The following is a 12,534-nucleotide window of genomic DNA, read 5'->3' as shown; positions in this document are numbered from 1 at the left end:
GATGACTGCACAACGTTTCCATGAAGGGCAGGTGGCAGCCGTAACCGGCGCTGCTCGCGGCATTGGCCTCGGCATCGCCACCCGCCTCGCGCGCCAGGGCGTCACCGTCTACCTGCTGGATCGCGATGCACCTGTCCTGCTGGACGCCGTCAAGCTGCTGCAGGACGAAGGGTGCGACGCCCACGGCATCGCGCTGGACCTCACCCAGGGAGCGGACGTCGAGGGCGCCTTCGCGCAGATCCGGGAAGTATCCGGGCGCCTGGATTTCCTGGTGAACAACGCCGGCGTGGTGCGCGACAAGCGCTTCCTGAAGATGACCGAGGACGACTGGGACCTGGTGGTGGATACCAACCTGCGGGCGCAGTTCCTCTGCTGCCGGGCGGCGTTGCCGCTGATGCTGGACGCGGGCTTCGGGCGCATCGTCAACCTGTCTTCGCGGGCATGGCTGGGTGGCTTCGGCCAGGCCAACTATTCCGCCGCCAAGGGCGGTGTGGTGAGCCTGACCCGCAGCCTGGCCATCGAGTTCGCCGCCAAGGGCATCACCGTCAACACCATTGCGCCCGGCATCGTCGACACGCCGCTGTTCCAGGCCTTCGAGCCGGAGGTGCAGGCGCGCCTGAAAGATACCGTGCCGGTGAAGCGTATCGGTTCGCCGGATGACATCGCCAATGCGGTGGAATTCTTCCTCGACCCAGCCAGTTCCTACGTCACCGGCCAGACGCTCTACGTCTGCGGCGGGCGCAGCCTGTCGTCGGCCAGTGTCTGAGGAGGTCGCCATGCCCGTACACATGGAAATCCAGGGTGCTGTCGCGGTCATCCGCCTCGATCGCCCGGGAGCCCTCAACGCCCTGGACATCGACTCCCTGCGCGCCCTGCGTGGCCACCTGGTGGACGTCCGCGACAACCGCGATATCCGCGCCGCGATCATCACCGGCGCGGGGGATCGTGCCTTCTGCGTCGGCGCTGACCTGAAGAGCACCCGCGTATCCCACGCGTCCTATGCCGAGGCCCTGTTCCTCGACAAGGAATTGGCGGCCGACGACGGGCTGTACATCCGCCTGATGGATCTGTCTGACCTCGACCTGCGCAAGCCACTGATCGCCGCCATCAACGGCCACTGCCTCGGTGGCGGCCTCGAGCTGGCGCTGCAATGCGACCTGCGCATCGCTTCGGGCAATGCCAGCTTTGGCCTGCCGGAAGCGGTGGTGGGCTCCATACCGGCGGTGTCCGGCCTGCATCGTCTGCTCAAGGCGGTCCCCCAGGCCCATGCCATGCAGATGGCCCTGACCGGCCAGCGCATCGATGCGGCCAAGGCACTGGATATCGGGCTGGTCTCGGAGCTGGTTCAAACACCTGAGGCACTGTTGCAGCGTGCCCTGGAACTGGGTGAGCGGATCGCCGTGGCGGCGCCGCTGGCGATCCAGGCCCTGCAGTCACTGGCGCGGCAGACCGCGCATCTGTCCGATGCCGACGCCCAGCGCCTGACCGAACTCTACTGGGGCGTTTTGCGCGACACCGAAGACCGCCTGGAAGGGCGCGCGGCGTTCGCCGAGAAACGTCCGCCGCAGTACAAGGGGCGCTAGGCGCCGGGGAGGATCACCATGCAATTGCGCAATCCGTTCCTGCAGAGTCTTGGCGTCGAACTGGTCCATTGGGCCGCAGGCGCCGCCGAGTTCCGTATGCCCATCGAGGCGCGGCACCTGAACCGACAGGGCATGCTGCACGGTGGGCTGGTCGCCACCTTGCTCGATGCCGCCTGCGGCTACGCCGGGCTGCACACCGCCGAGGACGAGGAAGAGATTCACGGCGTGACGGTGATGCTGAACATCGCCTACCTGAAGGCGGCCCGCAGTGGAACCGTCATCGCGCGGGGCAAGGTCAATCGCAGCGGCCGCAGCCTCTACTTCGCCGAGGCGTCGCTGGAGACGCTGGAAGGCGAGTTGCTGGCCACCGCCCAGGGAACCTTCAAGCAGGGAGAGCGCCGCCATGTTGCGTAATGCCTTGCAAGGGCTGACGGTGCTGGATTTCACCCAGATCGCTGCCGGTCCCACCTGCACCATGCTGCTGGCAGACATGGGAGCACGGGTGATCAAGGTCGAGCCGCCCGAAGGCGATCTTGGCCGCACCCTCGGGCCTGCCTGGGTTGGTGATTCCAGCGCGCTGTACCACGGCTTCAATCGGGGCAAGCAGGGGCTCTGCCTGGACCTGAAGAACCCACAGGGTTTGGCTGTCGCCAAGCGCCTGCTGGAAGAAGCCGATGTGCTGATCGAAAGCATGCGCCCCGGCGTGATGGCCCGGCTTGGCCTGGGTTTCGAAGCGGCGCAAGCGATCAATCCGGCCCTGGTCTACTGCTCCATTTCCGCCTATGGCCAGCAAGGCCCCTATGCGGACCGTGCCGGAGTGGATGGCATCCTCCAGGCGGACTCCGGCCTGATGAGCCTGATCGGCACCCCCGGCGCGCCGCCCTGCAAGGTGCAGGCACCTGTGGTCGATGTGGTGACTGGTTACATGGCGTGCATGGCCATCCTCGCCAAACTCCAGGCCCGGCATCGGGACGGGCAGGGCGGCCACCTGGACGTGAGCCTGATGAATTCGGCGCTGGCGTTGCAGCAGTCGTCCATCAGCAGCTACCTGCGTGACGGCGAACTGCCGACCCCCATTGGCAGTGCCGCGCCCTATTCGGCGCCAAACGAGGCATTCCAGACCGAGGATGGCTGGCTGATGGTGGCGGCCTACAACGGCAATCGCTGGGAGCGACTGTGCACCGTGCTCGGCAACCCGCAATGGTCGAGTGATCCGCGCTTCGTCACCTCTGCCCAGCGTGTGGTGCATCGGGCCGAGATGCAGGAGGCCCTCAATGGGGTCTTCCGTACTCGTAGCACTGCCCACTGGCTGGAGCGCCTGCGCGAGGCGGACATCCTCTGCGCCAGGGTGGCCGACTACAGCGATCTGCTGGAACACCCGCAACTGGCCAGCAACGGCATGCTCGCCACCATCGAGCACCCCAGGCACGGCGAGCTGCGGGTGCCAGGCTTCCCGGTGAACAGCGCCGAGGCGGCGCAGCAGCCATACAGACCGGCACCAGACAAGGGCGAGCATTCCCGCGAGTTGCTGGTGGAAATGGGCTTCAGCGAACTGGAAGTAGAGGAGGTGACTGCGAGCGGGGCAGTGATCGCGGCGTAGGAAAGCTTCATGCAGTCGCAATGGTAGAGGGCGAAGCCTGAGCAAAGAAGAATCCCGGCCAACCCGCCGGGATTCGTCGCAATCGGGCTTTGTGTAGGAGCGAGCTTACTCGCGAAAGGCCGGGCTCCATTTGCGTGGGCTGGATGCCGCTCTTCGCATCCACCATCCGGCGCCCCAGCCACCCCTCGTTGGTGGATCGATGGAGTACGCAAGGCGATGGTTCCGGTGCTGGTTTCTTTTTCGCGAGCAGAGCTCGCTCCTACGCCCGCCCCACGTTGTGCAGTGAAGGAATCCCGGCCAACCCGCCGGGATTCGTCGTTTTCGGGCTTTGTGTAGGAGCGAGCTTGCTCGCGAAAAGCCGGGCTCCATTTGCGTGGGCTGGATGCCGCTCTTCGCATCCACCATCCGGCGCCCCAGCCACCCCTCGTTGGTGGATCGATGGAGTACGCAAGGCGATGGTTCCGGTGCTGGTTTCTTTTTCGCGAGCAGAGCTCGCTCCTACGCCCCGCCCAACGTTGTGCAGTGAAGGAATCCCAGCCTATGCGCCGGGATTCGTCGCCATCGGGCTTTGTGTAGGAGCGAGCTTGCTCGCGAAAGATTGGCTCAATAGCTTCGCGAGCAAGCTCGCTCCTACAAGGGCGGCGTGGATGCGATCCTTGCCCCGGCCAGGTCTTCCAGCACTCGCACCACGTGGGTCATGTCACGGGTCGGCTCGCCGCTGTTGATGGCCTGGTCGAAGAGCTGCTTGACCACCGCGCAGGTCAGTGCCGGCGTCCCGGTGCCTTCGGCCTCGGCCAGGAACAGGCGGATGTCCTTGCGCATCAGGTCGAGGCGGAAGCCGAAGTCGAATTCGCGCTTGAGCACGGTACCGGCGAGGATCTGTTCGCTGGTGTAGCTGCGCGCCGTGCTGGCATTGAGGATGTCCAGCATCTGTCCTGGCTCGAGGCCGGCCTTGATGCCGAACAGCAGCGCCTCGCTGGTAGCCACCAGGGTCGCGCCGACGATCATGTTGTTCACCAGCTTGAGGCTCTGGCCCAGGCCGGGCGTGTCGCCAAGGTGAACCACCTTGCGGCCGAACGCGGCGAAAACCGGTTGGCAACGCCCGTAGGCTTCCCCAGGTCCTCCCACCATCACCGACAGGGTGCCGGCTTCGGCTCCGGCGACGCCGCCGGCCAGAGGAGCGTCCAGGGTCGCTATACCGCGTGCCTTCAGCGCCTGGTCGAGGCGGCGGGCGACACTCGGGCCGGTGGTTGAGTGGTCCACCAGCACGCGTACGGTCTCGCCATGGATGACACCGTTCTCACCCAGTACCACCTGCTCGACTATCTCCGGCGTCGGCACGCAGACCAGCACCACTTGCGCGGCATCGGCCACGGCTCGAGGCGAGGCGTGACTACGTGCGCCGCGTTGCAGCAGGGGCTCGAGGGCTTGTGGGTTGCTGTCGCAGATTTCCAGGCCGAAGCCGTGGTCCAGCAGGTGTCGCGCCATTCTCTGGCCCATGGCGCCAAGGCCGATGAAACCGATGCTCTCGTTCATTATTGTCGCTCCAGTTCAACGGACGGGTCTTCAGCCGTGCTCGGGTGAAGGGGAACCATCCTAGGAAGCCGCAAGCGACGCGGACAAAGCACTTTTGAGCCTGGAAGCGTTGAGGAAAACTCAAGCGGCCTGGCGGGTCTGGCGTGCCTGCTCCAGCAACCAGAGGCGGAAGGTGGTCATGTCCTCGCTTTCCGGCCGGTGTCTGGGGGTGAGCAGGTAATAGGTGTACGCGCCCATGTCCACGGTCTGCGGGAACGGTCGCACCAGGGTGCCTTCGCGTAGTTCCTTCTCCACCAGGAACAACTGGGCGATGGCGATGCCCTGGCCGCCGGCGGCCGCTGCATAGGCCATCGATGAGCTCTGGTAGGTCATGCCGGCCCGCGCATCCACCGCGCTGCCCACGCCGGTGGCTTGCAGCCAGTGGCTCCAGTCGTCCGGGCGGGCGATGGAGTGGAGCATGGTGTATTCGGCCACGTCGGCTGGTTCCTCCAGGCCGGGGCCGATGTCGAGCAGCGCGGGACTGCACACCGGGGCGAGGATGTTGTCGCTGAGCACATGGCAGTTGCAGTTGGGCCAGTCGCCGTTACCGAGGCGGATGGCGGCATCCAGGTCTTCCTTGTGGAAGTCCACCGGGTCCAGGGAGGCAGTGAGCAGCACCTCGATCTTGGGGTTCTCCTGGTGGAAGCTGGCGAGCCTTGGAATCAGCCATTGCATGGCGAAGGTGGTATAGGCGCGCACCTTGATCTGCCGGCGCTTGGCCGGGCGCTTGAGTTTGCGGGTGGCGCTGCGCAGCTCTTCGATGATCCGTGCTACCGCCTTGAAGTACTGCTCGCCAGCCGGGGTGAGGGTGATCTGCCGATGCCCACGTAGGAACAACGGCTGCTCCATGTACTCCTCCAGTGCGCGGATCTGCCGTGAGACGGCGCCGGGAGTGACGTTCAGTTCGTCGGCGGCAAGGGTAATGCTGAGGTGCCGGGCGACGGCCTCGAAGGCCCGTACGGCATTGAGTGGCGGCAGTCTGTCCATCTTCCGGATCTTCTTGTGTGACAGGTGAAAAGGCGCGGAATCTTACTCTAGTTCTGATTGAGTAAATCTCAAGCGAAAGGCCTGTTTTAATCGTTTGTCGCGGCCTCCGGCAGGTTCCTAGCATCGGCCCCGGACGTACCACAACAACAAAAGAGAGCCGCTCCATGACCACTCCCAACCGGGCCAATCGCATTGGTCCGCAGACCCTGTTCGCGCTCTTCGGCCTGACCCTGGGTGCCAACGGCACCGCCAGCGCCGATTTCATCAAGGATTCCAAGGCCAGCCTGGAATTGCGCAACTTCTACTTCAACCGTGATTTCCGCCAGGACGGAGCCCCGCAAAGCAAGGCCGAGGAGTGGGCCCAGGGATTCCTGCTGCGTTATGAATCGGGCTTTACTGAAGGCCCGGTCGGTGTTGGCGTCGATGCGCTCGGCTTGCTGGGGGTGAAGCTCGATTCCAGCCCGGACCGCACTGGCACCGGCCTGCTGCAATCCGATCGCGAAAAGCCCAATCGTGCCCAGGACGAGTACGGCGAACTGGGGCTGACCGCCAAGGTGCGCGTTTCCAGCAGCTTGCTGAAGGTTGGCACCCTGCAGCCCAAGCTGCCCATTGCCCTTTCCAATGACAGCCGTCTGTTGCCACAGACCTTCCGGGGGGCGTGGTTGAGCAGTGCGCAAGTCCAGGATCTGAACCTGGACCTCGGCCGTATCGACCGGGTGAACCTGCGCAATTCGTCCGATAACGAGGAGATGCAGGTGTTCAACGGCGGGGCGCGGAACATTGTCCTGGGCCGCCACAAGACCAGCGATGCACTGGACTTCGCTGGTGCCACTTACAAATGGACGCCAGCCCTGACCACTTCCTATCACTACGGCGCACTGGACGGCATCTACCGCCAGCACTACTTCACCCTTGGCCATCTGCTGGACCTGGGCGGGGCCGGCTCCATCAAGTCGGACCTGCGTTGGGCGCAGAGCCAGGACGACGGCGACAGCAACGTCGACAACCGCGCGCTTGGGGCGATGTTCACCTACAAGCGTGGCCCCCATGCCCTTGGGCTCGGCTATCAGCGCATGTCCGGTGACACCGGCTTTGCCTACGTCAGCGGTGCCGACGGCTACCTGGTGAATCTGGTGCAGGTCAACGACTTCGGCAACGAGGACGAACGCTCCTGGCAGGCCCGCTATGACTTCGACTTCACCTCGCTGGGCGTACCTGGGCTGACCTTCATGACGCGCTACCTTTCCGGCGATGGGGTAGACGTTGCCAACCGCGTGGACGAGGGCAAGGAATGGGAACGGGACACCGACATCGCCTACGTAGTGCAGGGCGGACCGCTGAAGAACCTCGGCCTCAAGTGGCGCAATGCGACGGTACGCAGCAACTTCGGGCCGGATATCGATGAGAACCGCTTGATCGTGACCTACACCTTGCCGATCTGGTGAGGACAGATCGCAAGGGTGGAAGTCGCTCTTTACTTCCGCCATTTGCGGTTCAGTTGGGCATCGGTGGTGGATGAGAAGAGCGCTATCCACCCCTTGAGAGGCATAGAAGCACCCCGGTTCCCAAGCACAAACAAAACCCCGCACCAGGCGGGGTTTTGTTTTGCGGTGGGGTTGGCTTCAAAGCCGAATGATCACCGACTTCAACTGGGTGTAGTGGGAGAGGGCGTCGATGCCTTGCTCGCGGCCATAGCCGCTTTGCTTGAACCCGCCGCAGGGGGTCTGGACGAAACCACCGCTGTATTCGTTGACCACGATACGGCCAGCCTCAAGACCCGCGGCGACGCGGTGGACGCGGCCGATATCGCGACTCCAGATACCGGCGCCCAGGCCGAACTCGCTGTCATTGGCGATGCGCAGGGCGTCGGCCTCGTCCTTGAAGGGAATGACGCAGAGGATGGGGCCGAAGATTTCTTCCCTGGCCAGGGTCATGTCGTTGGTCACGCCGGTGTAGACGGTGGGCTCGATGTACCAGCCATTGCCCAGGTTCGCGCCGCTGGCCACCTTGCCGCCGATGGCCGGCTTCAGGCCCTCACGCGCGGCGACCTCGAAGTAGCTCTGGATCTTCTCGAACTGCGCCTTGGTGGTGATGGGGCCGGAGGTGGAGTCGAAGTCCGGGCCGACACGCAGTGCCGCGACCTCGGCCACCAGCTTCTCGACGAAGCGGTCGTGGACGTTTTCCTGCACCAGCAGGCGGGTACCAGCGCAGCACCACTGGCCACTGTTCCAGGTGAAAGCGCTGGTGGCGCCCTTGGCGGCGGCGTCGAGGTCGGCGTCATCGAAGACGATATTGGCCGACTTGCCACCCAGTTCCAGGGTCAGCGGCAGGATGCGTTCGGCGGCGATTCGGCCGAGTTCCTGGCCTGCGGTGATGCCGCCGGTGAAGGAGATCTTGCGCATCAGTGGATGGCGCGCCATCACCGGGCCGATGACGCTGCCCTTGCCGACGATCACGTTGAACACGCCGGCAGGCAGGCCGGCTTCCTCCACGGCGATGCGCGCCAGTTCCACCAGGGACGCGGAGGTGTGCTCGGAGGGTTTGGCGACCACGGTGTTGCCGGTGGCCAGCGCCGGAGCGATGGCCCGTGCGGCCTGATGCAGAGGGGCGTTCCAGGGCAGGATGGCGCCGATCACGCCGAACGGATCGCGGCGGGTATAGACGTGGTAGTTCGGGCCCTGGTTGATCACTTCGCCGTCCATGACATTGACCAGGCCGGCATAGAACTCGAAGTACTGCGCGGTGAGGTCCATCAGCGTGGCCATTTCGCGACCGGGCTTGCCGGTTTCGGCGCTCTCCAGCTTGCCAAGGCGGTCCTCGCTGCGGCGAACGATGCGCGCCAGCTCCACCAGGATGCGACCGCGCTCGGAGGGGCGCATGTCGCGCCAGGCGGGCAGCGCTTCCTGGGCGGATTGGATAGCGAGTTCCACTTCCTCGGGACCGCTGTTGGCGACCTCGCCCAGCTTCTCGCCGGTGCGCGGGTCGAACTTGTCGACGTAGCGACCACCGGCCGGCGCCAGGCAGCGTCCGCCGATGTAGCTCTCAACTTTCAGGAACATGCTTCGAGTCTCCTCAGTTCAAGGCCCGGATCATGAGTGGGTGCAGTTCTTGTTCGTCGACCCGGGCGTTGGGGGCAGGTTGGGCATTCGACGCTGTGCCTTCAAAGGAATTTTCAGCTGCCGTCGCTTGAAAAAAAATCAAGCGTCCAATGGCCTGCACTGGCCGTCATGCCTACTCCTTAAGTTGAATTAAACTCAAGCGAACAGGGCGGAAATCTCGCTTCACCAGCCCCGCGTGTCGCTGCATCTTGCTCGCTAACCAGAAGAGAACGCCTTCGGGCGATCAACAACAAAAAGTGTGCTCACGGGAGCGATGCAATGAATAACGACAATAGTGCGATTGGTGGTCTCATGCCTGAAACCGGCCCAGCCACTGCCACGGCCTCCGAGGGCCGAAAACTGACCCGGACCGAGAAGAAAGCCATCGTGGCGGCAACCCTGGGCACCATAGTCGAGTACACCGACTGGGTGATCTACGCCACCTTCTCATCCATCCTCGCCAAGCAATTCTTCCCGGCCGGCAACAGCCTGACCGCGCTGCTCTCGGTGCTGGCGGTGTTCGCCGTAGGTTTCCTCATGCGACCCATTGGCGGCGCGGTGCTCGGCGTGTTCGCCGACCGCTACGGCCGCAAGAAGGGCCTGACCCTGTCGATCCTGCTGATGTCGGTGGCCTCGCTGGTAATCGGCGTCTGCCCGAACTACGAAAGCATCGGCATCGCCGCGCCGATCATCCTGGTGCTGGCACGCCTGACCCAGGGCTTCTCTGCCGGAGGTGAATTCGGTTCCGCTTCGGCATTCCTCATCGAATCCGCGCCGTCCAATCGCCGCGCCTTTGCGGGCTCCTGGCAGTGGTTCGCGATCAACGCCGGCACGCTGGTTTCCTTCCTGCTCGGTGTCGTGCTGGCCTCGGTGGGTAGCGACACGGCCCTGGAAGACTGGGGCTGGCGCGTGGCGTTCGTCATTGCCGCACTGATGGGTGTGCTGACCCTGTGGATTCGGTTGTCGGTGAAGGAAACCGAAGTGTTCAAGTCCCGCGTGGCCAAGGCTGCCGTCGAGAAGCGTCCGATCCGCGACATCTTCACCAAACACCGCAAGGACGTGCTGCGGGTGATCGGCGTGGCCATGGCGGGCAACCTGCTCAATTACGTGTGGATGGTGAGCTACCCCTCGCAGGTCCATCTGGTGACCGGCATGCCGATCCGCGAGACGCTACTGGCCGGCGTGATCGCCGTGGGCGTGTCGCTGCTGTTGCTGCCGCTGGCCGGGATGCTGGCAGACCGCATTGGTCGCCGGCCGATGCTGATCGCCTTCGCCGCCGCGTCGATCCTCTGGGCCTGGCCGAGCTTTGGCCTGCTCTACCAGGGCATCAGCCTGGCGGAAGTTGCCCTGTTGCAGACCATTTCCATGGTGATCATGACCGGTTTCGGCGCGGCTTCCGCCGTGACCATGGCCGAGCAGTTCCCGGCTGAGGTGCGGGTCACTGGCATCGCCTTGCCCTACGCACTGTCGGTCACCCTGTTCGGTGGCACCTCGCCGTACATCATGACCGCCATCTCGGGCGCCGGTTACGGCCACCTGTTCTGGATCTACCTGGTAGCGGTGAGCCTGGTGAGCCTGGTGGTCTACATCCGCATGCCGGAGATGAAGGGGCAGCCGCTGCGCTGATAATAGAAGGCTGAGCCTGGTGGGTACGTTCGTGGTTCGCACGGCGCACCCTACCGGAGAGGCTGGGTGCTGGACGTAGCGTACGCCACGCGCACCTGCTTCGGAAGCGATGCGAACTGGATAAAGGTGAAGGCCGGGCCCAATGGGTTCGGCCTTTGCTTTTCGGTGTGCGCCACGCGCACCGGCCCTGGGGTCAAGGTTCCTGCCTTGCCGCCCGCGCGAACTCGATGAAGGCCTTGAGCACCGCCGGCACCTGGCGCCGGCTGGGGTAGTAGAGGTGCAGGCCGGGGTAGAAGGGGCACCAGTCTTCCAGTACCTGCACCAGCTGCCCTTCGGCGACATGGTCGGCCACCATTTCCTCGAATACGTAAGCCAGCCCGACGCCCTGCAGTGCCGGACCGACCATGAGGCCCACGTCACCCAGGGTGAGGGGACCGTCCACTTCGATTTCCAGTTGCATGCCCCCGCGTTCGAACTCCCAGCGGTAGAAGTTGCCGCTGGGAAAGCGATGGCGGATGCAGGGTAGCCCGTGGAGGTCCTGGGGTTTCCGTGGCACGGGATGACGCTCGAAGAAGCTGGGTGTCGCCACCACCACCGAGCGCATATAGGGCCCGATGGGCAGGGAAACCATATCGGCCTCCAGGCGTTCGCCGAAGCGCACGCCCGCGTCGTACCCCGCGGATACGACATCCACCAGCGCATCGTCGGCGGAGATTTCCAGGTTCACATCCGGGTACGCCTCGAGAAAACGGCTGGCCAGCGGCAGCAGCACCAACTGTGCGGCGGCGCGGCCGGCATTGATGCGCAGGGTGCCGGAAGGCGAGTCGCGGAACTGGTTGAGGTCTTCCAGGGCGTCGTCGATATCGCGAAAGGCCGGCTTGATGCGGGCGTACAGGCGTTCGCCTGCTTCGGTGAGCGCCACGCTGCGAGTAGTGCGGTTGAACAGGCGCACCCCGAGGCGTTCTTCCAGGGCGCGCAGGGCATGGCTGAGGGCCGAAGGCGAGAGCCCGAGTTCGACGGCCGCGCGGCTGAAACTGAGGTGGGCGGCGATGCTCAGGAAGATGTTCAGATCAGCGGCGGATACGGGTTTCATTGGTGAGTCCTGCTCATTAACTCAAGCGAGCTTATTGGGATTCACACAGGAGTAAAACCGCCCACAAGTGAACGCAACGCGAAATCGAAATACGGACGGATACCGCTGTACGCAAGGCAGCCTTGGTCTAGAGTGGAACCCCACAACTCATTGGCAAGGAGGCCACCATGCCCAGTCTTCCCATGTATTTTCCCGCTGCGTTTTCCCTGACCCAGGCGCTGCAATGCGCCAACCTGGTGGAAGCGGCCTACGACCAGTACGAGCAATGGCTGAAGCAGGACAAGCCGCGCAAACCTTCCGATTTCAATTGGCAGCCCCCGAGCATGAGTGGCTGGAGTTTTTCTGCGCCGGTCTGGAGCATCCTCAGCGAACTGAAGTACATCAACGAGTCCGAGCCCTTCGGCTTTGCCGTCAGTGACCCCAGCGGTGCGGTGTACCTGGTGTTTCGTGGTACCGAATCGGCCCAGGACTGGGTGGATGACCTGGACGTCACGCAGAGCGAATACCCCTGGCAGTCGGGCATAGGCCAGGTGCATGCGGGCTTCCTCAAGCTATACACCTCCCTGCGCGATCAGGCCCTGCAAGCATTGGACGGCCTGAAACCGGGTGGCGACCTCTGGGTTTGCGGCCACAGCCTGGGAAGCGCGCTGTCCAGCCTGGCGGTGCTCGACCTGCATACCCAATGGCCGGACCAGCCGCTGCAGCACTACAACTTCGCCAGCCCGCGCGTGGTCGACCCGAATTTCGCCGCCTACTACAACGGCCTGAACATCCCCACCTACCGTGTGGTGAACGACAGCGATCTGGTTCCGGAAGTCCCGCCGGGCGTGACCGACTCCTGGGTCTACCAGCACCTCGGCCTGGCCGTGACCTTTACCGCCAGCTACAGCAGCTTCGCGGGTGACCACAGCATGGCGGACTGTTACCTCTATGCGATCAACAATCCCGATGCGCCGATGAATGGGTGAGGGG

11 protein-coding genes are annotated in these 12,534 nt (G+C 64.2%); 7 read left to right on the top strand and 4 right to left on the bottom strand.

Annotated elements, in window-relative coordinates; translation table 11 throughout:
• The first annotated feature begins 1 nt into the window (after position 1).
• From D6Z43_RS06750 to D6Z43_RS06735, 4 genes are read left to right on the top strand one after another with little or no spacing between them, the layout of a single operon-like run.
• On the top strand, positions 2–766 hold the full coding sequence (locus D6Z43_RS06750) for an SDR family NAD(P)-dependent oxidoreductase (protein WP_120651214.1): 765 nt from the start codon (positions 2–4) through the stop codon (positions 764–766).
• Between the two features lie 10 nt (positions 767–776).
• Positions 777–1,583, top strand: coding sequence for an enoyl-CoA hydratase/isomerase family protein (locus D6Z43_RS06745; RefSeq protein ID WP_120651213.1), 807 nt, complete (start codon positions 777–779; stop codon positions 1,581–1,583).
• Positions 1,584–1,601: 18 nt separating this feature from the next.
• A complete protein-coding gene (locus D6Z43_RS06740; protein WP_120651212.1) occupies positions 1,602–1,997 on the top strand; it encodes a PaaI family thioesterase in 396 nt (131 codons plus the stop codon).
• Complete coding sequence (locus tag D6Z43_RS06735; protein ID WP_120651211.1) at positions 1,987–3,183, top strand: CaiB/BaiF CoA-transferase family protein; 1,197 nt, start codon at positions 1,987–1,989, stop codon at positions 3,181–3,183. Before D6Z43_RS06740 ends, D6Z43_RS06735 begins: the two co-directional genes overlap by 11 nt.
• Positions 3,184–3,813: 630 nt before the next feature.
• On the opposite strand, the gene D6Z43_RS06730 is transcribed toward D6Z43_RS06735, so the two are convergent.
• Positions 3,814–4,719 (bottom strand): NAD(P)-dependent oxidoreductase, encoded by a 906-nt coding sequence (locus D6Z43_RS06730; RefSeq protein WP_120651210.1) that lies wholly within the window; start codon positions 4,717–4,719, stop codon positions 3,814–3,816.
• A 120-nt stretch (positions 4,720–4,839) separates the two neighbouring features.
• Entirely contained in the window at positions 4,840–5,745 is a 906-nt protein-coding gene (gcvA, locus tag D6Z43_RS06725; protein WP_120651209.1) for a transcriptional regulator GcvA, read from the bottom strand.
• Positions 5,746–5,909: 164 nt separating this feature from the next.
• Here gcvA and D6Z43_RS06720 point away from each other — a divergent pair, with 164 nt between their 5' ends.
• On the top strand, positions 5,910–7,190 hold the full coding sequence (locus D6Z43_RS06720) for an OprD family porin (RefSeq protein ID WP_120651208.1): 1,281 nt from the start codon (positions 5,910–5,912) through the stop codon (positions 7,188–7,190).
• Between the two features lie 177 nt (positions 7,191–7,367).
• Here the strand turns inward: D6Z43_RS06720 and D6Z43_RS06715 are convergent, their stop codons facing one another.
• Positions 7,368–8,804, bottom strand: a complete 1,437-nt coding sequence (locus tag D6Z43_RS06715) for an aldehyde dehydrogenase (protein WP_120651207.1) — start codon at positions 8,802–8,804, stop codon at positions 7,368–7,370.
• Positions 8,805–9,122: 318 nt separating this feature from the next.
• On the opposite strand from D6Z43_RS06715, the gene D6Z43_RS06710 reads away from it, so the two are divergent.
• Positions 9,123–10,469, top strand: a complete 1,347-nt coding sequence (locus D6Z43_RS06710) for an MFS transporter (protein ID WP_120651206.1) — start codon at positions 9,123–9,125, stop codon at positions 10,467–10,469.
• Positions 10,470–10,662: 193 nt separating this feature from the next.
• Here D6Z43_RS06710 and D6Z43_RS06705 read toward each other — a convergent pair whose 3' ends face one another.
• A complete protein-coding gene (locus tag D6Z43_RS06705) occupies positions 10,663–11,562 on the bottom strand; it encodes a LysR family transcriptional regulator (RefSeq protein WP_120651205.1) in 900 nt (299 codons plus the stop codon).
• Between the two features lie 167 nt (positions 11,563–11,729).
• On the opposite strand from D6Z43_RS06705, the gene D6Z43_RS06700 reads away from it, so the two are divergent.
• Entirely contained in the window at positions 11,730–12,530 is an 801-nt protein-coding gene (locus D6Z43_RS06700) for a lipase family protein (RefSeq protein WP_120651204.1), read from the top strand.
• Positions 12,531–12,534: the final 4 nt, after the last annotated feature.

This window comes from Pseudomonas sp. DY-1 (assembly GCF_003626975.1).
Classification (GTDB): domain Bacteria; phylum Pseudomonadota; class Gammaproteobacteria; order Pseudomonadales; family Pseudomonadaceae; genus Metapseudomonas.
The sequence above is the reverse complement of the archived record's forward strand: the minus strand, read 5'-3'. Positions and strand labels throughout refer to the sequence as shown.

Coding starts and splice junctions, on each gene's coding strand:
- D6Z43_RS06750 (WP_120651214.1), top strand. CDS start 2: ATGACTGCACAACGTTTCCATGAAGGGCAGGTGGCAGCCGTAACCGGC.
- D6Z43_RS06745 (WP_120651213.1), top strand. CDS start 777: ATGCCCGTACACATGGAAATCCAGGGTGCTGTCGCGGTCATCCGCCTC.
- D6Z43_RS06740 (WP_120651212.1), top strand. CDS start 1,602: ATGCAATTGCGCAATCCGTTCCTGCAGAGTCTTGGCGTCGAACTGGTC.
- D6Z43_RS06735 (WP_120651211.1), top strand. CDS start 1,987: ATGTTGCGTAATGCCTTGCAAGGGCTGACGGTGCTGGATTTCACCCAG.
- D6Z43_RS06730 (WP_120651210.1), bottom strand. CDS start 4,719: ATGAACGAGAGCATCGGTTTCATCGGCCTTGGCGCCATGGGCCAGAGA.
- gcvA (WP_120651209.1), bottom strand. CDS start 5,745: ATGGACAGACTGCCGCCACTCAATGCCGTACGGGCCTTCGAGGCCGTC.
- D6Z43_RS06720 (WP_120651208.1), top strand. CDS start 5,910: ATGACCACTCCCAACCGGGCCAATCGCATTGGTCCGCAGACCCTGTTC.
- D6Z43_RS06715 (WP_120651207.1), bottom strand. CDS start 8,804: ATGTTCCTGAAAGTTGAGAGCTACATCGGCGGACGCTGCCTGGCGCCG.
- D6Z43_RS06710 (WP_120651206.1), top strand. CDS start 9,123: ATGAATAACGACAATAGTGCGATTGGTGGTCTCATGCCTGAAACCGGC.
- D6Z43_RS06705 (WP_120651205.1), bottom strand. CDS start 11,562: ATGAAACCCGTATCCGCCGCTGATCTGAACATCTTCCTGAGCATCGCC.
- D6Z43_RS06700 (WP_120651204.1), top strand. CDS start 11,730: ATGCCCAGTCTTCCCATGTATTTTCCCGCTGCGTTTTCCCTGACCCAG.